Below are 21,464 nucleotides of genomic sequence, written 5' to 3' on the forward strand. Positions count from 1 at the left end.
CGCATTCACGGACGCACAAAGCGGTAATGGGCGACCAGCCATTGCTGGCCATCATCGAAACCAAACAGCTCCGCGCAGGACATCCAGAACATCCGCCAGCGCTGGAACCACAGCGCGGCGCCCTGCTCGCCGTAGGCCTGGCTGAGCACGCGCATCACGGCATCGCGCTGCGCATCCTGGTTGGCCAGCCAATGATTGGCGGTGCGCTGGTAATGGGTTCCGTCCAGATGCCAACGCTGCTCGATGCGCAAGTCGGACTGGAACCACAGCAGCGTGTCGGAGGCCGGCATCAGCCCGCCGGTGAAGAAATGCCGGCCCATCCAGTTGTCATCGCCCTGCGTCTCGAAGGGGTACATCAGATGCTGGTGGGCGAAGATGTGCACAAACAATTTTCCACCCGGTCGGAGCCAGTCGCCGATGCGGCCCAGCAGGGTCTCGTAGTTGCGCATGTGCTCGAACATCTCGATGGTCACGCAACGGTCGAAGGCCGCGCCATCCAGCTCGAGCAGGTTCACATCGCAGGTGCGCACCTGCACGTTGGCGAGGCCACGCTCGCGGCAGCGCGCGAGGATGTGCTCGCGCTGCTGGTGCGAGTTGGAGACGGCGACGATGCGTGCGGCCGGGTAGCGCTCGGCCATCCACAGCGTCAGCGATCCCCAACCACAGCCCAGCTCGAGGATGTCCTGGCCGTCGGCCAGCTCGGCGCGCTCGCAGGTCAGCGCAAGCATCGCCTCCTCGGCCTGGTCCAGGGATTCGACGCCGCGCGGGTAATAGCCGCTGGAGTACTTCAGCCGCTTGCCCAGACAGCGCTCGAAGAATGCCGGCGGCAGCTCGTAGTGCTGGGCGTTGGCGGCGTCGGTATGGATGGCGACCGGACTGTGCCGAAGCATGGCAATGCGTTTGGCGTAGCGCGCGGCCTGGTCCGCGACACCGCCAGCCCGCTCCTCCCGCAACCGCTGCGCGCACAGGCGGCGGATACCCAGGCGCAACACGCTGTCGGGAATGCGACCCAGCTCGGCCTGCCCCAGCAGGCCGGGCGCCGGACGGTCCATGGGCAGCTCGGAGGTCGTGGCGTTCATGCTGTGTCCTTTTTTGGAAACCAGGGAATAAGTACCGAGGTGGTGCGCTGGTAGTTGCGGTAGTCCTCGCCACGACTGCGCAGGGCCTGTTTCTCGGTGTAGGGCACGCCGCTGATCCAGCGCAGGAACACATACATCACCGCCGGCCCGGCCCACGCCAGCCAGCTGATCGGCGAGCCCACCGCGAGACACACATAGGCGAACCAGTGCACCCACTCGAAGAAGTAGTTGGGATGCCGCGAGTACCGCCACAGACCGTCACGACAGGTCTTGCCCGCGTTGGCGGGATCCTTGCGGAAGCGGTCCAGCTGGCGGTCGGCGATGGATTCGCCCAGCACACTCACCATCCAGATCACGCCCCCTGCGACGAGCCAGGGCAGCGACATCCGCGGGTTGCCGGCGACGGCGACAAACGGCAAGGCAAACAGGACGATCAATAGCGCCTGGGCCTGAAAGAAGGCGAAGAACTTGAGCTGGCTCCCGTTCCAGTGCTCGCGCAGGTACCGGTAACGGCCATCCTCGGGCTCGCTGCGAACCCGGCCCCACAGATGCAGTGCGAGCCGACCGCCCCACACACCTCCCAGCACCGCCAACGCGACCCGGGTTGCGACCGCGCCGTCGCCGGTGATCGCCAGCACCACCGCACTGCCGCCCACGCCCGCCGCCCACAACACGTCGACGATGCCGGCATTGCTTCGCGCGCGTTGCCACCGCCAGCCCAGCGTCATCACCAGCGCGGCCAGCAGCCAGATCATCCCAAGCTGCGCCCACGCAGTCATGTTGCTGGCCCGCGTGCCACGCCGGCGGCCTCGTCCGGCCCCGGCGTCGCCCGGCGATAGCCCGGGCGGGCGAGCAGGAGATGGGCGACGCCGATGGAGCGCTCTCGGAAGCCGCCTTCGCAGTACGCCAGATAAAACTCCCACAGCCGGATGAAGCGCTCGTCGAACCCCTGGGCGCGGACCTGCGGCAGTTGCGCCATGAAGCGCTCACGCCAGGCTTGCAGGGTCAGCGCATAGGAATGGCCAAAGTCGTGCAGCTCGACCAGAGCCATATCAGTGGCCCGGGTCTTGGCGCCCAGCAGCGCATTGATGGAGGGAATGAAGCTGCCGGGGAACACGAAGCGCTTGATGAAGTCGACCGACTTGAGCGCCTGCTCGTAGCGGTGGTCCTCAATGGTGATCGCCTGGACCAGCGCCAGACCGTCGGGTTTGAGCAGGCTGCCGAGCTTGGCGAAGTAGGTATCCAGATATGGCGCGCCGATCGCCTCGACCATCTCGATGGACACCAGCTTGTCGTAGTGGCCGCTGAGGTCGCGATAGTCCTCCAGCAGCAGCGTGACCCGGTCGGACAGTCCGGCCTCGGCGACCCGCCGGCTGGCCAACGCGTGCTGCTCGCGCGAGATGGTGGTGGTGGTGACGTGGCAGCCGTAATGCCGGGCGGCGTGCAGCGCAAAGCCGCCCCAGCCCGTGCCGATCTCAACTACACGGTCGCCGGCGCGGAGCTCGAGCTGCTGGCAGATGCGCTCCAGTTTCCGGTACGAAGCGATCTCAAGCGTGTCGCCGGCGCCCGCCCACAAGGCCGAGGAGTACATCAGGTCCGACGAAAGGAACAGTCCGAAGAAGTCGTTGCCCAGATCGTAGTGCGCGGCGATGTTGCGCCGGCTGCCGCCGCGGGTATTGCGGCGCAGCGCATGCCAGCCGCGCATGGCCATGCCGCCCAGCCGGGCCAGTCCGCCCTCCATCCCATCGACCATGTCGCGGTTGCGGACCAGCAGCTGGACCAGCGCAACCAGGTCATCACTGCGCCACAGCCCGTCCATCCAGGCCTCGCCGGCACCGACACTGCCGTTGGCCGCGACGGCGCGATAGAACGCCGGATCCAGCACCTCCACACGCGCCTGAAGGGCGCCCGCACCGGCGGGGGAAGCGCCAAATATCAGCTCGCTGGCACCTTCCACCAGCACCAGCCGGCCGTGCTGCAGCCCTTCCAGTCGGCGCAGCAACTGCGCGCGCAGCAGCCTGTCCAGTGCGCCGACACGGGACGGAGGGGAGATGGCGTTGGCGATCTGGCTCATGGGCGACTCGCGTGCTTCATGGGATGGAAGGGTGGTCGTGGACCGGATTGCGCTTCAGCCACAGGCGCAGCGCCTGCCAATGGATCGCGCCCACCACCTGCGCGGTCATCAGCGGAAACCGCCACAGGACCCTAGCCAGAGACGCGCTGGTGAGCGGCCGACGCTCCAGAGCGAGGGTCGCGTCAAAGGTCGGCCGTCCCGCATGGCTGACCTGCATGTGCACGCGCAGATCCTCGGCGGGCGGGGTGAAGCGCCAGTCGTAGCGGCAGTCCATGGGCATGAACGGGGAGACGTGGAAGGTCTTGGCGAACTCCCAGTGCAACGCCCGACCGTGCGAATCCGCAGTGTGGACCGGCAACACGTAGGCATGGCGTTCCTTCCATGGTGTGTTGGTGATCTCCGCCAGTACCGCTGTCAGGGTGGCCCCGTCGGGGGCGTAGCAGTAATAAAAACTGACCGGGTTGAACACCAGCCCGGCGTAGCGAAGGTGGGTCAGCAGCCGGATCGGTCCCTCGGGACGCTGCCCGGTGGCTGCGGCCACGCGCTGGCGGACCGCCTCGACCAGCGACAGGCCGGCAGGACCCAGATAGTCGCTGCGCCGGAATTCGGCCAGGTTGCGACCCGCAACAGACCACAGCCAGCGCCGGGCGAACACCCGATCGATCTCGTCCAGATCCAGATACAACTGGGCCATCCGGTAATTGAAGGCATGCGGATGAGGTGCATGGCGACGATGGCGGACCACGCCTTCATAGACCGCGCTCGCCAGCGGCAGCCCGACGTTGGCGTCCGGAGAAGCGCCGTCGATGGCACTCATGTCACAAGCGCCACGTCGCGGGCGGTCAAGCGTGCCGGCGCCAGCGGACTGAGCGGCCAACGCACGCCCATGCCCGTGGCAACCTCCAGCGCGCTGCGCATGCCGTCTTCGTGGAAGCCCCAGCCCCAGTACGCACCGGCGAACCAGGTGTTGCGCCGACCCTGGATCTCGGGCTTGCGCGACTGCGCCGCCACCGAGCGGTGACTGTAGACCGGATGGTGGTAGCGCATCCGTGCCAGCACTTGGTCCGGGTCGATCGCGTCGCTGCGGTTGAGCGTGACCACGAACGGTTTCGGCGACTCGATGCGCTGGAGCAGGTTCATGCAGTAACTGACGGTGCAAGCCTGGGTGGGGTCGCGCGGCAACCACGCATTCCACGCGGCCCAGGCCTTGCGGCGGCGCGGAAGCAGGCGCGCGTCGGTGTGCAGGACAGCCTCATTGGCCTGGTAAGGCATCGCGGCGAGGATGTCGCGCTCACGCTCGTCGGCATCGGCCAGCAATGCCAGGGCCTGATCGCTGTGGCAGGCCAGAACGACCTGATCGAACTCCTCGCTGCCGACCAGACTTTCCACGGTCGCCCCGTGCCGATGGCGACGCACCGAGAGCACGGGGCAGTTCAGGCGCTCGAGCACATCCCACTGGGCCCGCAATGCGTCCACGTAGGTCGCCGAGCCCCCGCGCACCACGCGCCATTGTGGCCGGCCGCTGACCTGCAGCATCTGGTGGTTGGCCATGAACTGGACCAGGTACCGCGCCGGGAATCCGAGGATCTGCGCGGCCGGGGATGACCAGAGCGCCGATGCCATGGGGACAAGATGCTCGTCGCGGAATGCTACACCGTAGCCCCGTCCGGCCAGATAGTCGCCCAGTGTTGGACCCGGCTCCGCGGTTTCCAGCAGTGCCGGCGCCTCGCGATAGAACCGGGCCAGGTCGCGGACCATCCCCAGGAACCGCGGCGAAAGCAGGTTGCGCCGCTGGCAGAACAACGTGTCCAGCGTGGTGGCGTTGTACTCCAGCCCCGTCGCCTCGTTGTGCACGGCGAAGCTCATCGTGGTCGGCTGGGAGGCGACGCCGAGCTGCTCGAACAGCCGGGTCAGCAGCGGGTAGTGCTCCGGGTTGTGCACGATGAAACCGCTGTCGATGCGGTAGCGCCGGCCGGCCTGCTCGACATCGTGGGTATGGGTGTGTCCACCGAGCCGGTCATCGGCTTCAAACAACACCACCTCATGGTGACGCGAGAGCATCCACGCCGAGGCCATACCTGCGATTCCCGAACCCACGACCGCGATGCGCATGGCTCAGTGCCTCGCCTTTTCCAACACCCATGCGGGTACCGGCTTCAAGCCGCTGACCAGGCCGAACAGGGCCATCATCTTGAGGCCGTACCAGGTCAGGTCGACCTCCCACCAACGGAATCCCTGTCGGCTGGATCCGGGAAAAAAATGGTGGTTGTTGTGCCAGCCCTCGCCGAAGGTGAGCAAGGCCAGCCACAGGTTGTTGCGGCTGTCGTCGCGGGTGTCGAAACGGCGCGAGCCGAAGCGGTGCGCCAGTGAATTGATCGTCACCGTGGCGTGGAACAGGACGGTTGTGGAAACGAAAAATCCCCACACCAGCATCTGCCCGCCGCTGGTGCCCCATTGCGGAGCGAAGGCCTGCAAGCCGGTCCCCAACGCGTACAGGCACGCCGCCAGTGCGATCGGCACCGCGACATCGAAGCGGTCCAGCCAGCGCAGCTCGGGAAATTTCGCCAGATCCGGCACCCGCGCCAGGTCGGTGCGGAAGTTGCGCGGGGTCAGGAACCAGCCGACGTGGCTCCACCAGAAGCCGTGCACGTTGGGCGAGTGGGGGTCCTGGCCGGTATCGGTGTGCCGGTGGTGGGTGCGGTGGTGGGCCGCCCACCACAACGGCCCGCGCTGCACGCAGGAGGCGCCGATCAGGGCAAACACAAACTGGACCGGACGCGGCGCGCGGAAGGTGCGATGGGAAAAGTAGCGGTGGTAGAACGCCGTGATCGCAAACATCCGCAGTACGTAAAGCGCCGCGGCCACTCCCAGAGCCACCGGCGACACTCCGACCCAGAGGATCGCGACACAGGCCAGATGCATGGCGATGAATGGCGCTGCGCGCAGCCAGTCAATCCGGTCCAACGCGCCATTACCGGGTCCGACGCCCCCATCCGCGGCCGCATCCACACCCGAGTCGAACCAGCGCAGGATGCTGCGCGCGGCACGTCGGTTGCCGGTGTCCCGCTGCGCAGAAGCGGTGTCCCGAACGGAGGCGGGCGCCGCTGAAGGCGGCGATGGGAGCGTGATCATCGGGTACAGCCGGTTGGTGTTCAGTAGACGATACGGGCCGACCGGCGTTATGGATGCAGCGACAGACGTCGCGCGCCGGCGTTTAAAAGCCGAACAGGGGCTGCAATCGGCGGGCGAACCAGCCGGAGAACACCAGCGGTGCGTCGGTGGCCGCAACGCACACGCAGGGCACCCCAGGCGCTGTCACCGGCTGATGCAGGGTCTGACCATCCAGGTCGGCAACATCACCGGGTCCGAAATGCCCCAGCACGTCGTCATAGGCGCCATCCAGAATCATGGTCAATTCCGTTCCCCCATGGCTGTGCAGTGGCAAGCGGCTGCCCGGCGCAATGCGCAGCAACATCAGCTCACCGCCCGCCACGCCGCCGGCGCGGATGCGTTGCACGCCTGGCGCCACGCGCCGCCATTTCAGCGCACGCATGGAGGGTCCAAACCACGGGTGCAGCGCCGTCGGCAGGCGATCGCGATCCGGCGGTTCAACCGCATCGGCAATGATTGCCGACGCTGTCGGCGCCGGGGCGGCGTCAGGCTCCTGGTCCAGCAACGCAAGCATGGCGTTCCGCTCGTCCTGGCCCGGCGCGTCGCCGCGTTGCTGCTGCATCAAAGTCCCGCCAATCTGCTCGGCCACATGCAAGCGCTCGCGACAATGCGGGCAGTGCTCCAGGTGCGCTGATGCCACCACGTTCATGGCGGTCGGCAATGCGCCGGCGGAATAGCTGAGCACAGTCGCGTCGTCGAGATGGTGATTCGGCCTCATGCCAGGCTCCCCATGCTGACCTGGAGTTTCGCGAACGCGCGTCGCAGCGACGATTTCACTGTTCCCAGCGGCATGTCCAACTCACGTGATATTTCCCCATGGCTCTTGGCTTCCAAATAGGACATGCGCACCAGCTTGGCCTGCACCGGCGGCAGCCGGTCGATGGCCTGGTTGAGCGTGTCGTGGTCGGTGTAGGACTCGGGTTGCGAGTCACGGCGGTCCGACTCGAGCAGGTCCATGCGGTCCAGACCTTCCTGGACCGGCGTCCAGTGCGGTTCACGCCGCACATGGTCGATGTAGAGATTGCGCGAGATGCGGAACAACCAGGTGCTCAGGCTCGCCCGCGCCGGATCAAACTGCGCGGCCTTCCGCCAAAGCGTAAGCAACGCGTCCTGCACCAGCTCTTCGGCCAGGTGGTCGGCCACACCGAGGTTTCGCAGGTAGCGCCGCAGCCGCGGCGCGAAAAAATCGTAGATGCGCATGAAGCTCACGCGGTCGCGCTGCGACGCCACCGCCGACATCTGCAATGCCCAGTAGCGGGGATCGGGTGCAGCATCGACGGGAGCCTGGCTCACGGATCGTCTTGCCCCGAGGGGCACCACCTGTGCGAGTGCGTTGTCTGGAGCTATCATACGTTCCCGCCGTAAGCAAGCGTGCCGCAGACCGCACACTGCGGTCGGCATTTATGCTGTGCATACGCGCCCGGCCGCGATTTGGATTCAGCCGCGCCGAGCGTAAGCGTCCAGGGCCTTCTGCCGCGACGTGGCAAGATCGACCATCGGCGCCGGATAGCCGCTGCGACGCAGCAGGCTCGAATCCTTCCACGGCTCATGCAGCAAACCGCCCTCCGCGCCGGCGAGCTCAGGCAGCCACCGCCGCAGGTAGGTGCCGTCCGGGTCGAACTTCTTCGACTGGGTGACCGGGTTGAACACCCGGAAATACGGCGCCGCGTCCGCGCCAGTGCCGGCGACCCACTGCCAGCCCAGCGTGTTGTTGGCCAGATCGGCATCCACCAGCGTGTCCCAGAACCAGCGCGCGCCGTGCAGCCAGTGCTGGCGCAGGTTCTTGGTCAGGAAACTGGCAACGATCATGCGCACGCGGTTGTGCATCCAGCCGGTGTGCCACAGCTCGCGCATCCCCGCGTCCACCAGTGGAATGCCTGTACGACCGCGTTGCCAGCGCTCCAACACGACCGGATCAGCATCGGCCCAGCGGAAGCGGGCAAACCGCGGATTGAAGCTTTCGGTTGGCGTGTGCGGAAAGTGGAAAAGCAGGTGGTGGGCGAATTCACGCCAACCCAGCTGTCGTAGATAGGGCTCGATGTCGGGCTGCCGGCGCGCGCTGCTGGCACCGGCACGGCGGTCAAGCTCATGGTGGATCTGGCGCGGCGAGATCTCGCCGAAATGCAGGTGCGGCGACAGCCGGGATGTGCCGTGGCGGGCGGGCAAATCCCGCAATCGGACGTAGTCATTCACCGCATCGTCGGCGAAGATTTCCAGCATTTCGTGGGCACCGACCTCTCCCGGCTGCCAGGCGTCCGCCAAGCCGCCGGCCCAGTCGATGCGCGGCATGAGCTCCAACGCGTCCACCGGCACACTGTTTCCGGCCTCGGCAAATCCAGCAACGGCGGGCGCCGGCAACGGTGGCGCGGGGGTCAAGCGCGGCCGCAGGTTGCGCCAGTACGGCGTGAACACCTTGTACGGGCCACCCTGCTTTGTCTCCACCTGCCAAGGCTCGGACCACAGGGCACCACTGTGGCTGTAAACCTCTACGCCCTGCTCGCGCAGCGCGGCCTTGAGGTGCGTATCGCGGGCAATGCTGGCCGGCTCGTAAAGCCGATTCCAGTGGACCGCGGTCGCCCCGGCCTGCTCGATGACCTCGCGCACGAAAGCCAAGGTGTCGCCCCGCCCAACGTGCAGGCGGCCGCCGGCGGCCCGCAGGCGCGAATCCAGACAGGACAGCGACCGATGCAGCCACCAGCGACTGGCTGCACCCGGTGCCCATTGCCCCTCTTCTTCAGGCGCGTGGACATAGAGCGCAAGCACCCGAGCGTTCTCAGCGCAGGCCGTGCTCCACGCCGGGTTGTCCTCCAGTCGGAGGTCGCGGCGGAACAGTACGAGTGCGGTACCCATCAATGACGCTCCCTGTGGAGGCATGCGACGCCCCGGTCGATTGTGTCTGAACCCGCGCGACAAGCTCTGTCGTGGCGGACGGCAGTCTACGAAGGTCGCAGCGTCTGCGGATGCACCGCGTGGATGGCGGATTCCCGCGACCCCTGCCCCTGTCCGCACTGAGGCGTTATGATCGGCGCGGGGCAGGCCAGGACGGCCGCCAGGGAGACACGACCGCCATGGATGCTCGCGCCACCTTGCTCACCGCGCTTGTTGCCGGGCCGAAACAGTTCGATCGTCTGCTGCACCTGCATACCGGGCTGGGTCCGGACGCGCTGGTCGCCGAAGCGCTGCATGGCGTGGAATCGGTCGATGACGGCGGGTTCCGTCTGCAACTCGATGCGCTGTCGGTCGACGCCCACCTGCCACTGGATGAGCTGCTCGGCCAGCCGGTCTTGCTTGAGCTTCTGACCGCCGAGTCCGCCTCCGAGCGCCGTCCTTTCCACGGTCACCTCACCGCCTGTGAGCGCATCGGCAGCAACGGCGGCATCGCGCGCTATCGCCTCGTGATCGAACCCTGGCTGGCCTTCCTGCGCCAGCGGGTCGACAGCTATGTCTTCCATGACATGAGCGTGCTCGAGATCGCCGAGGACATCTTTGCCGATTACGCCCAGGCTGGCGCCCTCGTACCCGCCTGGCGTTGGGAGCTCGCGGACCGGGCCGTGTATCGCACCCGCAGCCTGACCACGCAGTATCACGAGAGCGATTTCCAGTTCCTCCAGCGGCTGCTGGCCGAGGAAGGCATCGCCTACTGGTTCGAGCATGCGGGCGACACCGGCGGCGATACGCTTGGCAGCCACACGCTGGTGCTGGGTGACCGCGTGGAGGCGTTTGCCGACGCCGGGACGGTGCGCTTCCATCGCGCCGATGCCACCGAGCGCACCGACAGCATCCAGCAGTGGGCCAGCACCCGCCGCTGGCAGACCGCTTCGATCAGCCGCGCCAGCTGGGACTATCGCAGCCGCACGCTGCGCCCGGCCTCGGCCGAGACCGTGCTGGCCGGCAGCGACGTCAGAGCAGAAGACAGCGACACCAGCGGTCCGTACGGCGTCGTCGACGAGGCGCACGCCGCGCTGCGGGCAAAACGGCAGATGGAAGCGAGGGACGTCACCGGCCGCGCCATCCAAGCCGTTGGCACCTGGCGCCGTCAGGCACCGGGCACACAGTTCGCGCTGAGCCAGCATCCCGAAACCGACGGCCAGTCATTCACCTGCCTGCGCGTCGAGCACGCCGCCCGCAACAATCTCGGCGCGGACGTATTTGAGGTGCTGGACCAGACCCTCGGCGCGATTGATGTCGGCGCGCTTCCGTTGCCGCCCACGTTGGCCGCTCCGGAGCACGGGGACCCGCTCGTGACCAGCGCCCACACCGATTTCTACCGCAACAGCCTCACCGCGATCCCCGGCGACCTGCCCTACCGGCCGCGTACCGTGGACGGTCATGGCCTGCGCCTGCATCCCAAACCGACCGTGCACGGCACCCAGACCGCGATCGTCGTCACCGACGGCGCGCCGCTGCAGACCGATCGAGATCACCGGGTCAAGGTGCAGTTCCCGTGGCAACGCGGCGGCAACGCCAGCTCCCGCCAGGCCCACCCGGGTGGCGATGACAACGCGCCAGGCACTGATGCCGCATGGACTTGGGTGCGCGTCGCCACGCCGTGGGCCGGCGACAACTGGGGCGGCGTTCTGCTGCCGCGCAAGGGCCAGGAAGTCGTCGTCGCGTTCATGGAAGGCGACATCGACCGCCCGGTCGTCGTAGGCAGCCTGTTCAACGGCCAGGGTCAGCCCGACGCACCGCACAACCAGGTCAGCGGCGGCAACGCGGGGGCCACCGGCAACGCGCCGGCGTGGTTCGACGGCAACGAACACCAAGCCGTGTTCACCGGGTTCAAGAGTCAGGCACTGGCTGACAGCCAGACCGGCAGCGGCGGCTACCAACAGCTGCGGCTGGACGACACGCCCGGCGAGGGGCGTGCACAGGTATCGACCACCCAGCAGGACACCACGCTGACGCTCGGCCACCTCAAGGGTGGTCAGGACAACGTTCGCGGCAACCAGCGCGGCTTCGGCGTGGAGCTGTCGACCCAGGCCAGCGGCGCTTTGCGCGCCGGCGCGGGGCTGCTACTGAGCACCGAACCCGGTCGCCAGCAAATGGCCGCCGAGGGCCTGCGCAGCCAGCTGACCAGCGGCGCCGAGCTGATCCAGAGTCTGTCCGACACGGCCAAGGCACAAAGCGCCGACCTGCCAGACGAAGCCGACTCCCTGCCCGCACAGGAGGCGCTGAACCAGGTGCAGGAGATCCTGACCGGCACCCTGACCGGCGCCCCCGCCGGCGACGGCGTGAGCGGCGGCGACGGCGAAGCCCCGGGCTGGAACGCCCCGTTACTGGCCGCCAGCAGCCCCGACGGGATCGTCGCCACCACGCCGGCCGACCAGGTCTGGGTGTCCGGCACCGACACCACCATGACCGCCGGGAACGATCTGAACTGGCTGAGCCAGGGCGAGACCGTCGTGGCAGTCGCTGAGGGAATCAGCCTCTACAGCCATGGCACCCCTGCCCCCGGCAGCAAGCCGCAGACGAGTATCGGCATTGCGCTTCACGCCGCGCAGGGCGATGTGAGCGCGCGGGCGCACCAGAACGTCGCGACCGCGGCAGCAAAGACCAGCGTGACACTCACCAGTACCCAGTCGGATGTGGAGATCGCCTCGCCGAGCAAACATGTGCTGGCCACTGCGGCCGGCGCGTACTTGAAGCTCGAAGGCGGGGATATCGAGTTGGGTGCGCCGGGGACGATTGAGTTCAAGGCGGCGAGGAAGGAGTGGACGGGAAGCAAAAACAGTCCGCCAACAAGGATCGTTCTTCCTGGATCCCACGAAATCCTCTCATGGATCGGGCTCCACTATCTCGACCCCGAAACTGGCGAGAGCATTGTCGGCGCCGAATATGAGATCCACTTCAAAGATGGCCAAATCCTGGATGGAACGCTTGATGAGGGTGGCAAGGCTCGCCACGATGGGATTGAAAATAAAGCTGTGGCTAAAGTGCTCTTCAAGCCACGTCCTGGCGAAGCTGACAAGCCGTTTCCTCCCCTCGAACAACTCATTGCCGCAGACGATGCTACCGGGGTGCCAAAATGAGCACCCCTGATCCAACATTTCCGAATCAATCCGGGCCAGTGACGCTCCAACAATTAAGAGAAGCACTGGCGTTCCTTACCGAGCAGTACGACCAGCTCGTGGATGGAACACAAAATGTCTTTGTTTGGCTATGGGAAACAATTCAAGGCGACTTCAATCAAGATCGAAGCGCCGGCCAGATCGCATTGGATACCGCGATCTCGATGATTCCCGGCGTGGATCAAGTGTGCGATGTCCGCGACATCGTAGCCAACTGCAGGCAAATAAACGAGGACAAAACCAACACTTGGGCATGGGTCGCGCTGGGACTGACGTTAATCGGTCTGTTCCCCACGCTGGGATCCCTTCTCAAAGGTGTGTTCAAGATTTTCTTTCTGTTCGTGCGACGTGCGGGCGGTAATCACGTGATCAAGGCTGTGGATGACGCGATGACTTGGGTCATCACTCTCCTACGCAAGCGTCAGGTGCAGAAGTACTGGAAAGGCCTGAAGTGGGACTGGGTCTTTCATGAGCTCGCAAAGCAAGCACGAATAATACGCCGGCAGCTCAACGTCGGGCAGTTGCTTAAAGCGTTCGACCGCGGCATCACACTCATGAATAGCCTTCTAGGTAAGGTGACGAAGTTTCCTTTAGTGGGCAGGAGTGCACGCGACACCATCGTGATGGTTAACAGTATCCGGAAAATGGCAAACGAATATCTTGCAAAGGCGCTCAAGCCCATTGAAGACGTAATGGATCAGGTAATACGCCGGCTGGAAATCGAGGATCTGGTTCAACGGCGAGGTGTTGTAAATGTCGGGAATATTCACTTCCGTGGAAATCTCCCAGAAGCACGCGCGGTAACGTTGATGCGCAATACATACCCGCCGCCGAAGTGGTTAAGCCAAGGAAGCCCGACAAGAAACCTACCACTCACTGCAAAAAAGGAACGCGCGATCATCGATCGAAAGGTGAAGCAAGGCTACCCCCCTCTTACAGATAAAAATATCGAGAGTTTTTCCAAAGGTTTAATCTCAGCGGAGATCAGAGGACCAGCCAGGCTGTACCGAGTAGTCTCGCCATCGAACGGAGCGATGGGCGATTGCTGGATCAGTGAGAGTGTCTGGAAGACAATAATGGCGTCCCCTGATCCGAAAGCTGTTTGGCGCAAACACCTGGCCGTGTGGCCTGACTGGAATGGCAACGGCCAGTTTGTTGTCAAAGATATTCCTGCGGGTGAAACCATAAAGGTCTGGCGGGGCCCAACTTCCGCACAAATGAAAAGCGGTCTGCCTGACCGCTACCTGGAGGGCGGATGGGAACAAATTATCCTCAGCCCGAAGTCCGGTCAATGGGATTCCACTCGCTACTATAAAATGCGCGGTGGCAAAGATAGCAGACCGATACAGTTGCAAAACCCTATCAATCGCGATCAGTACAATAAGCTATCCAATACGCAGCAAGCGGAATATACTGGAATCCGTGAGAAAATAAATGATCCGCGTATTACCGGCCCGCTAGACACCGGATGGGGCAGCACTGATTTTGATGCGCAGTTAAATGATGCCAAACTCGGACTCCCATCCCTGCCCGGCCAAACTACCAATGCGAAGCACTGACCAATGAGTATCCCTGTGTCATTTGAGTTATCCCTTTGGCAGAAGCGCCAAGCAACACTACTCTATCATTTCGCGTCGCTCAACTACCTCAAAGGGCTAAAGCCGCTGATCGACTCCTTGATCAACGGAACTGACCTGCTACTTGACACTGCTAAAGAGCAAGGTCGAGATACCCTCCTCGTCAGCAGCCGCTGGGGCGCACGTGATACAGCAGCAAACTGGGATAGTTACGGATTTCCCGCTTTGATTGATTTTCGCGAGTCCACAATACGCGACATAGCGCAGCGAGCCTACGAAAGTTATTCTATAACCGGCGCTAATAATTGCGCTAGAATGCTGGGCGAACTGTCTATGATTTGGGCCACTCGCGAAGAAGAGGATGCGTTTAAAGATCGACTTGAGCAAGTGATTCGCTATGCCGCGGAGATCGACGATGTAATGCGGCGCCCCCCTACTAACGACGATTTCACTTTCTGGGTTACGTGGAACGAAAATAAGGCACTTTTCCCTAGGCTCCCAATATTTCGGGTGAGGACTGATGTGGCGGGAGAAACAAATAGAATTCCACCGCGTACCGGAGTGTACGTCCCTCAAGATGATCCGTACGGAGCACTGCAGTTTCGGTGGACCGGAGGCGGATATGGTGAACTATGTGAGACTTATACGTTTAATGAGTTTGGACTCAGAGCGCTTGACGCAGTCGGTCGCGATGGGCTTTGGGGCAACCAACAGGCTCTTCTGGAGTTCGCGATGCTTCCCGAAAACCGAGGGATCATTCCGGATGACTATCTCATCATTGAAGGTGTTCCAGATGCCGAGCTCGCTCCCAGTGCCGTGGCGCGAGAAGCTTTCGTCGGAAGGGCCTGCAAATGGTACTTCGTCGAGATGGTTAACGGCGAGTTCGAATCTGATCAGGAAGTCGATGATACCGCTGTGATATCAACACAAAGGCGTGTGCCTGCTGGTCAACCGTGCCCAAGATCAGGTTATTGGTTTACACCAGCCCGAAAGGATTCACGACAATCCTTCAATAAAGGCGACATCTTTCCTGAGGCTGGGGGAAGCGATTACGGCGCTACATTCTGGTTGTGGTCACATGACCAATAGTCCACGAAGCTGAGGGAACTTCGGACTCTGGGCGGTTTTTGTGACACATCCAGCCTAAATGTGACAACGCCTCCAAATTATGTCGTATTTCGGGCGACGCCGGCTGCCAAGAAAATTCGGGCGACAGCGTTGCTGAGTTCTTCATTGCAAACGAAGCTGCCGACAAAGCGAATATAGACTACGACAAAGCTTCCATGCAAAACGTTGGCCGAGAGCCAATCAAGTGGGCACTTGTAGAGCGCGTGCCTGGTGAAACGGTGACGAATGGCCTGCTCTTGACCTCCTGAGCGGTCAAACCGCACGCGTCAATCCTGTGGCCGCTGGAGACCCTTGCCCACGCAGCGGCTGGTGGTACAGCCCTGCTCAATTCAGCTCGCGGCGAAGGTTTAAATAAGGCGACTTGTTTTTTTGTTACGAGGGAAGTCAGTATGGGGCCACGTTCTGGCTATGGTCACAACCCCAAGCTGACTAGTAACAATCGGACGTTTTAAAGAGGGCCAGAATATTCTGATTGACTGAAGGCCTTGCGTGCTTTCTGTGGCGCCCGCGCCAGGAACGCTCCGACGTATGACGCTCGTCGTTCGCCGTCACCGTGACCGTGACCGTGACCATCCAACCACTCGATCACTCCTCCCACAGCTGCTCCATAATCAACCCCTTCACTGAAGAGGTATGAGATGAGCGGCGGCGGACTAGAACTTGCGGTGGTGTTCCTGCTCGCCGCGGTGATCGCGGTGCCGGTGTTCCGCCGGTTCGGGTTGGGCGCGGTGCTTGGCTACTTGGCCGCCGGCGTAGTGCTGGGGCCGTTCGGGCTGCGCGTCATCCGCGATGCGGAGCCGGTGCTCGCGGCCTCCGAGATCGGTGTGGTCATGATGCTGTTCGTGATCGGACTGGAGCTTTCGCCGTCGCGGCTGAAGGTGATGCGCCGGCCGGTGTTTGGGGTTGGTGGCGCGCAGATGCTGATCACCGGGGTGGTGATGGGTGTGCTGGCCACCTTCGCCGGGTTTGGCTGGAAGACGGCGCTGGTGGTTGGACTGGGTCTGGCGCTCTCCTCCACGGCGGTCGGCTTGCAGTTGCTTTCGGAGCGCAAGGCGCTGGGCAGCGAGCATGGTCGGCTGGCGTTCGCGATCCTGCTGTTCCAGGATCTCACTGCAATCCCGCTGCTGGCGGCGATCCCGCTGCTGGGGAAGGCAAACCTGGTGGCCGAAGGCGGGCTGGGCTGGGACGCAATTGCCAAGGCGGCGTTTGCCATGGCAGCGCTGGTGCTGGGCGGGCGGTTCCTGTTGCGCCACCTGTTCCGCTTCGTGGCGCGTTCGCTGATGCCGGAAGTGTTCACCGGTGCGGCGCTGCTGGTGGTGCTCGGATCGGCCCTGCTGATGCAGAGCGCAGGGCTCTCGGCGGGTCTGGGCGCCTTCCTGGCCGGGGTGCTGCTGGCCGACTCGGAGTTCCGTCACGAGCTGGAAGCGCAGATCGAGCCGTTCAAGGGCCTGCTGCTCGGCCTGTTCTTCATGGCCGTGGGCATGAGTGTGGATCTCAAGCTCGTTGTCGCCGAGCCGGTGTTGATCGAGCTGATGGTGCTCGCGTTGATGGTGGTCAAGTTCGCGATCCTGGTGTTGGTCGGCATAAGGCCGGGCAAGCTGTCGCGGCGGGATGCGCTGCAATTGGCCAGCGTGCTGGCGGTGGGCGGGGAATTCGCCTTCGTGGTGTTTGCCGAGGCGGTCAAGGCCGGCCTGCTGGATGCGGTCATGCGCGATCGACTGGTGGCCGCGGTTGGCGTGTCCATGGCACTGACGCCGGTGCTGATGATCGCCGTCGCGCGGATCCTTCGCGGTCAACCGGTGGCACGACCTGAGGCTCCGAAAGAAACGCCGCCGCCCGACGGCCATCCGCAGGTGCTGATCGCCGGGTTCGGCCGCTTCGGCCAGATCGTGGCCCGCATGCTGGTCGCGCAGAAGGTGCCTTTCATCGCCATCGAACACAGTGCCGACCAGGTCGACTTCATGCGGCGGTTCGGCAATCCGCTCTTCTACGGCGATCCGGCCAAGCCGGAGTTGTTGCGATCAGCCGGCGCCAAGCACGTGAAGGTGTTCGTGATCGCCATCGACGATCCGGAGGGCAGTCTGAAGACGGTGCGGGTGATCCGTCGCCTGTATCCGGAGGCGAAGGTGTGCGCGCGGGCCCGCGACCGCCGCCACGCCTGGCAGCTGCGCGATCTGGGCGCATACAGCCTGCGCGAGATGCTGCATTCCAGCCTCAAGCTGGGCGAAGAGGTGCTGATCGCCCTAGGGGTCCCGCCTGACGTGGCCCATGATCACGCCCTGCGTTTCCTGGCCCACGACGAGCGCCTGCTGGAAGCCCAGTACCGCGTCCACGACGATCCCGACGCAGTGCTCCAGGCGTCCACCCTCGCCCGTCGGGAGCTGGAGCAGCTGTTTGATGCCGACCTGGGCGAAGGCGTACTGGGCGGGATCGCCGGTTCCCCGCGCTCGCCGGAGGCTCGCTGAGCCGCGCGGCAAAACGCGCGTGGGGGCGGGTTACCGCTTCTCGCGCAGGAACCGGGCCATGGATACGTCGCCGACGGGATGAGCCGCAGTGAACTGCGCGGCGATATCCACGAACCCGCGCATGACTGCAATCTCGCGCGGGCTGCGATTCAGGGAGTCGCGCTGGTCGGGATCCGCCCCTGCGCGCAGCAGCCACTTCACCACGCCCAGCAGCCCGTGCAATGCGGCGAGGTGCAAGGGGCCAAAACCGCGCGCGTCCTGGGATTCCAGGCTGGCGCCGTTGTCGATCAGGTGTTCCAGTCCGGCAATCAGCACTTCCTCATCGGCCTGTACGCCCTGATCCGCGGCCGCGCCAAGCAGCAGGAGCAACGGTGACGGGCCCTGGGAGTTTGCTTCCAGCGCACCCTCGTCGCTCGCCAGCAGCAGGGTGTCCAGCAAGGTGACCAGACGGGTGCGGTCGCGCGTGCCAAAGCCGAACATTGCCGCGCAATGGAGGCCGGTGCGCCCGGACTCATCGGCGGCGTCCGGGTCGGCGCCGGCCGACAACAGCCGCGCGGCCAGCTCCGGGAAGCCCAGCGCGCAGGCGATCATCAATACCGTCAGGCCGCCCGGCAGGCGTTGCTCGACATCAGCCCCGGCCTCGATCAGGCGATCGACGATGTCCAGATGGCGCATGCTCGCGGCGGCCGACAACGGGGTGGCACCCGAGCCCGCGGCGAGACCGACGTTGGCACCACGCGCGAGCAACAGGTCAACCACGGCGCGATGGCCGCTGCCCGCCGCACGCAGCAACGCACTGCAGCCCTGACTGTCGACGGCATCCACCGGCAAGCCAAGATCGAGCAGCCGCCGGACCGCATCCGCGTCGCCGACCATTGCCGCGGACGGTAGATCGGCCGCCAGCAACGGGCGGCGGGGCAAAGGCCAGCCGCGCCAGTCCAGCCAGTCAGCGAGGTCGCGGCGGCCGGATGCCAGCGCAACGCCCAGCGGCGTCTGGCCGTCAGCAGCAAGCAAGCCCGGCGCGGCGCCATGCGCGACCAGTTGCTTCAGCATCGCCTCGCGCCCCAGGGCGGCCGCAAGGTGGAGGGCGCTCATGCCGCGACTGTCGCGGTCATCCAGGCCCACGCCTGCATGCACCAGGCGGGTAAATAGCTGAGACCAGCCCAGCCGCACCGTCAGCGCCAGCGCAGGGTCGCCGCCGGGAGCGGGACCAAACGGGTCTGCGCCGCGGTCCAGCAGCTCCAACGCCAGGTCCTCCAGCGACGCATCGGGCTGAGCGCGCGTCATGCAGGCGGCAAGGAAGCGGGCGAGCCCGCCGGCGCCGGCCGGCGACACGCCGCGCTGCAGCATCACCTGCAGTGAGGCGTGCGCCGAGGGACCGCTGCCCAGCAGGCTGAACATGGGTGTCGTGCCGGTGCCATCACGGACTTCCGGATCCGCGCCGCGCGCCAGCAACCACTCAATCTGGCGCGGCGGCAAGGCGCCGTCCCCGTCATGGAAAAGCGCGCCCAGTTGGCGCGGGCCGAGCAGCGCCGCCACCGTATCCAGGGCGTGCTCGCGCCCTTCCTCCAGGCCTTCGCGCACCAGGGTGATGGGGGCGAGGTCGGCAGGGCCCGCATCATCGGCGCCGCCCACCTGCGAGGGCACGGCGTAGGCGGGATCAAACACCGCCACCAGTGACCAGCGACCGGTTTCCGCTGCGCGATCGATCGCCCGTCGCCCGGATTCATCGCACGCGTCCGGGTCAATCCCCAGCTCCAACAGTCGCTGCACCAGTTCCGGTGGGGTCTGCGGTGCCATGCAGGCGATCATCAACACGTTGCAGCCCTGCCCGTCCGCGGCGGCTGCGGCAGCCGGATCCGCGGCGTCCAGCAACTGTTCCAGCACCGCGGTGTGGCCACCGCGCGCGGCTTCGTGAAGGGCGTTGCTGCCGTGGCTATCGGTCGCCGAAGGATCCGCGCCGGCCTTGATGAGCGCGGCGACGATGCTGGCATGGCCGGCGCGCGCGCCCTCGTGCAGGGCGGTGCGACCGGCCGCATTCACCGCATGCACCCTGGCCTTCAGCTTGAGCAACAGCTCCACACCGGCGGCGTCGTCTTCCTCGCCCCCGGCGGCCGCGAGCAGCGCGGGCTGGCCGCCATCGGGATCCGGATTGGCGCCGCGCTCAAGCAGGAAGCGGGCCAGCCGCCAGTTGCCGGCGATGCAGGCCACGCCCAGCGGCGAGAAGCCGTCGTGATTGAGCGCATCCAGCTCGGCCGCCGCATCGCGCAGCAGTGCCGCCACGCCGGGGTCGGAGCTGCGCGCGGCAAAGTGCAACGGGGTGTTGCCCTCAGCATCCCGGGCACGCGGATCCGCCCCGTTCGCCAGCAAGGTGGTGACCGCGTCGGGTCGGCCGTGCCAGCTGTCGCGGGTCGCGGCCAGCAGCGGCGTCAGGCCGGCATGCATGTGGTTCAGCGTGACGCCGGCGGCGATCAGGGCGCGCAGCAGTCGCAGGTCCGGCAACACCGCCGCCAGCACTGCCAGGCTGCGCTGGTCACGATCCTCTGCGGGAGGCAGTGCGTGCGGATCAGCGCCTTGGGAAATCAGCTCGAGCGCACGCTCGACCCGGCCACTGCGCGCCGCCTCGTACAGCTGCGGCACCAGTTGTGGATCGGTGACTTTGGCCGGCGGCACGTTGGCGAGAATGACCTCGGCGGGTTCCGGATCGCCGTCCACCGCAGTGGTTTCCGGAGGCGAGCTCGCAACCGCGTCATCAAGCGCAGTTGGGGCGTCTTCCGGCGGGCTGGCCTCACGGGTGGCTGGGGCGGTCGCACCATCGGCGAGCGCGGGCTCGTCGATGTCGTCCAGGTACTGCAGCGCCTTGGCCGGCGCGACCCGCTGCAGCCAGCCGTGCAGCGCTCCCGACGCCAGCGCCAGCACGACCGCCACGATCCAGCGCTGGCCAGCCGCAAGCCAGCCCGGCCACGCCAATGCCACGATCAACGCGGCAATGGCACCGACGCCGAAGGCGATTCCGAGACCGCGCCAAGCCCCCGGCTCCAGGCCTTCCAGCGCGCGATGGTGGTCGCCCAGCGCGCCACCGTCGCGCTCCAGGCCTTGCCACACAGGCCAGAAGCGCCACAGCACAATCAGGGCGCCACCTGCCACGGCACTCAGCGCCAACGCAGCCGGCAGCGAACCGCTTACGAGCAGTGCCGACAGCGGCCACGCCACCACCAGCGCGGCCCCGCCGATGGCCAAGGCCCAAAGGGCCAGCAGCGGCCCGAGTTCAATCCGCATCTGGGCGGGCACCAGAGGCGCCGGGTTTCGTTGCCGGCGCGCGGCCAAGGCCAACACGGGCTGGGCGAGCAGACCGCCCAAGGCGGCCAGCCAGCCGCCCAGCCCGGCGATGCCAATCAGGACAAGTCCGGCCGCAGCCAGGACGATCCACGCACGCGGAGACCGTGACTCAGGCATCGGTGCCCCAGTCCGAGGTCAGCGGATCCAGACTGACCGGTGGCGGCATCTGCACGTGGAAGCCGCGCGTGGCCAGATCGTTCCGCACTTCATCGGCGTTCCCGCGGGCCAGCTGGCGTGTACCGTCAAGCGTCACTTCCAGGACGAAGGCAAACGGCTGCAACGCCTGGTGGACGGACTCGGAGACGCGCTCGAAGTCGTCACGGGTGGCGAGAAATACATAGGCGCCCTCCTTGCGGAGGCTCTTGTAGACATAGGCGTGCATGGGCGGCGACAAAAAAGCGCACCAGGGCGGGCGATTGCTCAAGCATACCGACAAGCCGACCTGCAACCTACACACCAGTCACGCGCGCGCAGCCGCATACCCGCTGCGGGCATGACCGAAGACCCGTGCGAGCGGCCAACACCGCCGGTACGCTGGCCCGGCTGTTCCCACACTCCCACCT

15 protein-coding genes are annotated in these 21,464 nt (G+C 65.4%); 4 read left to right on the forward strand and 11 right to left on the reverse strand.

Annotated elements, in window-relative coordinates; translation table 11 throughout:
• Positions 1 to 5: 5 nt before the first annotated feature.
• The 9 genes from KZ491_RS10790 to KZ491_RS10830 all read right to left on the reverse strand — a co-directional run bounded on the left by KZ491_RS10790 (position 6) and on the right by KZ491_RS10830 (position 9,174).
• Positions 6 to 1,079, reverse strand: coding sequence for an SAM-dependent methyltransferase (locus KZ491_RS10790; RefSeq protein WP_222565847.1), 1,074 nt, complete (start codon positions 1,077 to 1,079; stop codon positions 6 to 8).
• On the reverse strand, positions 1,076 to 1,858 hold the full coding sequence (locus tag KZ491_RS10795; protein WP_222565848.1) for a DUF1295 domain-containing protein: 783 nt from the start codon (positions 1,856 to 1,858) through the stop codon (positions 1,076 to 1,078). Before KZ491_RS10795 ends, KZ491_RS10790 begins: the two co-directional genes overlap by 4 nt.
• Complete coding sequence (locus KZ491_RS10800; RefSeq protein WP_222565849.1) at positions 1,855 to 3,153, reverse strand: SAM-dependent methyltransferase; 1,299 nt, start codon at positions 3,151 to 3,153, stop codon at positions 1,855 to 1,857. Before KZ491_RS10800 ends, KZ491_RS10795 begins: the two co-directional genes overlap by 4 nt.
• 16 nt (positions 3,154 to 3,169) lie before the next feature.
• A complete protein-coding gene (locus KZ491_RS10805; protein WP_222565850.1) occupies positions 3,170 to 3,970 on the reverse strand; it encodes a DUF1365 domain-containing protein in 801 nt (266 codons plus the stop codon).
• Positions 3,967 to 5,265 (reverse strand): NAD(P)/FAD-dependent oxidoreductase, encoded by a 1,299-nt coding sequence (locus KZ491_RS10810; protein WP_222565851.1) that lies wholly within the window; start codon positions 5,263 to 5,265, stop codon positions 3,967 to 3,969. Before KZ491_RS10810 ends, KZ491_RS10805 begins: the two co-directional genes overlap by 4 nt.
• Positions 5,266 to 5,268: 3 nt before the next feature.
• Positions 5,269 to 6,285 carry an acyl-CoA desaturase gene (locus KZ491_RS10815; RefSeq protein WP_222565852.1) on the reverse strand — a complete coding sequence of 339 codons (1,017 nt, stop codon included), beginning with the start codon at positions 6,283 to 6,285 and terminating at the stop codon, positions 5,269 to 5,271.
• Positions 6,286 to 6,367: 82 nt separating this feature from the next.
• Positions 6,368 to 7,042 carry a ChrR family anti-sigma-E factor gene (locus tag KZ491_RS10820; protein WP_222565853.1) on the reverse strand — a complete coding sequence of 225 codons (675 nt, stop codon included), beginning with the start codon at positions 7,040 to 7,042 and terminating at the stop codon, positions 6,368 to 6,370.
• Complete coding sequence (locus KZ491_RS10825) at positions 7,039 to 7,674, reverse strand: sigma-70 family RNA polymerase sigma factor (protein ID WP_222565854.1); 636 nt, start codon at positions 7,672 to 7,674, stop codon at positions 7,039 to 7,041. Before KZ491_RS10825 ends, KZ491_RS10820 begins: the two co-directional genes overlap by 4 nt.
• Positions 7,675 to 7,761: 87 nt before the next feature.
• Positions 7,762 to 9,174: a cryptochrome/photolyase family protein gene (locus KZ491_RS10830; RefSeq protein WP_222565855.1), complete on the reverse strand. Its 1,413-nt coding sequence runs from the start codon at positions 9,172 to 9,174 to the stop codon at positions 7,762 to 7,764.
• A gap of 218 nt (positions 9,175 to 9,392) precedes the next feature.
• On the opposite strand from KZ491_RS10830, the gene KZ491_RS10835 reads away from it, so the two are divergent.
• The 4 genes from KZ491_RS10835 to KZ491_RS10850 all read left to right on the forward strand — a co-directional run bounded on the left by KZ491_RS10835 (position 9,393) and on the right by KZ491_RS10850 (position 17,562).
• Entirely contained in the window at positions 9,393 to 12,353 is a 2,961-nt protein-coding gene (locus tag KZ491_RS10835; protein ID WP_222565856.1) for a type VI secretion system Vgr family protein, read from the forward strand.
• The gene (locus tag KZ491_RS10840) at positions 12,350 to 13,951 is read left to right on the forward strand and encodes a hypothetical protein (protein WP_222565857.1); all 1,602 of its coding nucleotides are present in this window, start codon (positions 12,350 to 12,352) and stop codon (positions 13,949 to 13,951) included. The genes KZ491_RS10835 and KZ491_RS10840 overlap by 4 nt, the downstream gene beginning before the upstream one ends.
• A 3-nt stretch (positions 13,952 to 13,954) precedes the next feature.
• Entirely contained in the window at positions 13,955 to 15,058 is a 1,104-nt protein-coding gene (locus tag KZ491_RS10845; RefSeq protein WP_222565858.1) for a hypothetical protein, read from the forward strand.
• A gap of 677 nt (positions 15,059 to 15,735) precedes the next feature.
• Positions 15,736 to 17,562, forward strand: a complete 1,827-nt coding sequence (locus KZ491_RS10850; RefSeq protein WP_222565859.1) for a monovalent cation:proton antiporter-2 (CPA2) family protein — start codon at positions 15,736 to 15,738, stop codon at positions 17,560 to 17,562.
• A 30-nt stretch (positions 17,563 to 17,592) separates the two neighbouring features.
• Here KZ491_RS10850 and KZ491_RS10855 read toward each other — a convergent pair whose 3' ends face one another.
• Both KZ491_RS10855 and KZ491_RS10860 read right to left on the reverse strand, forming a co-directional pair.
• Positions 17,593 to 21,018 carry an ankyrin repeat domain-containing protein gene (locus tag KZ491_RS10855; RefSeq protein ID WP_222565860.1) on the reverse strand — a complete coding sequence of 1,142 codons (3,426 nt, stop codon included), beginning with the start codon at positions 21,016 to 21,018 and terminating at the stop codon, positions 17,593 to 17,595.
• The gene (locus tag KZ491_RS10860; RefSeq protein WP_425493145.1) at positions 21,011 to 21,295 is read right to left on the reverse strand and encodes a YcgL domain-containing protein; all 285 of its coding nucleotides are present in this window, start codon (positions 21,293 to 21,295) and stop codon (positions 21,011 to 21,013) included. The genes KZ491_RS10855 and KZ491_RS10860 overlap by 8 nt, the downstream gene beginning before the upstream one ends.
• Positions 21,296 to 21,464 lie beyond the last annotated feature (169 nt).

The sequence above is a fragment of the Novilysobacter antarcticus genome (assembly GCF_019802285.1).
Classification (GTDB): Bacteria; Pseudomonadota; Gammaproteobacteria; order Xanthomonadales; family Xanthomonadaceae; genus Novilysobacter; species Novilysobacter antarcticus.

Bases quoted from the DNA above. Each gene is read 5' to 3' on its own strand.
- KZ491_RS10805 (WP_222565850.1), bottom strand. From the start codon at position 3,970: ATGAGTGCCATCGACGGCGCTTCTCCGGACGCCAACGTCGGGCTGCCG.
- KZ491_RS10845 (WP_222565858.1), top strand. From the start codon at position 13,955: ATGAGTATCCCTGTGTCATTTGAGTTATCCCTTTGGCAGAAGCGCCAA.
- KZ491_RS10835 (WP_222565856.1), top strand. From the start codon at position 9,393: ATGGATGCTCGCGCCACCTTGCTCACCGCGCTTGTTGCCGGGCCGAAA.
- KZ491_RS10840 (WP_222565857.1), top strand. From the start codon at position 12,350: ATGAGCACCCCTGATCCAACATTTCCGAATCAATCCGGGCCAGTGACG.
- KZ491_RS10815 (WP_222565852.1), bottom strand. From the start codon at position 6,285: ATGATCACGCTCCCATCGCCGCCTTCAGCGGCGCCCGCCTCCGTTCGG.
- KZ491_RS10790 (WP_222565847.1), bottom strand. From the start codon at position 1,079: ATGAACGCCACGACCTCCGAGCTGCCCATGGACCGTCCGGCGCCCGGC.
- KZ491_RS10830 (WP_222565855.1), bottom strand. From the start codon at position 9,174: ATGGGTACCGCACTCGTACTGTTCCGCCGCGACCTCCGACTGGAGGAC.
- KZ491_RS10825 (WP_222565854.1), bottom strand. From the start codon at position 7,674: ATGATAGCTCCAGACAACGCACTCGCACAGGTGGTGCCCCTCGGGGCA.
- KZ491_RS10800 (WP_222565849.1), bottom strand. From the start codon at position 3,153: ATGAGCCAGATCGCCAACGCCATCTCCCCTCCGTCCCGTGTCGGCGCA.
- KZ491_RS10820 (WP_222565853.1), bottom strand. From the start codon at position 7,042: ATGAGGCCGAATCACCATCTCGACGACGCGACTGTGCTCAGCTATTCC.
- KZ491_RS10850 (WP_222565859.1), top strand. From the start codon at position 15,736: ATGAGCGGCGGCGGACTAGAACTTGCGGTGGTGTTCCTGCTCGCCGCG.
- KZ491_RS10810 (WP_222565851.1), bottom strand. From the start codon at position 5,265: ATGCGCATCGCGGTCGTGGGTTCGGGAATCGCAGGTATGGCCTCGGCG.
- KZ491_RS10855 (WP_222565860.1), bottom strand. From the start codon at position 21,018: ATGCCTGAGTCACGGTCTCCGCGTGCGTGGATCGTCCTGGCTGCGGCC.
- KZ491_RS10795 (WP_222565848.1), bottom strand. From the start codon at position 1,858: ATGACTGCGTGGGCGCAGCTTGGGATGATCTGGCTGCTGGCCGCGCTG.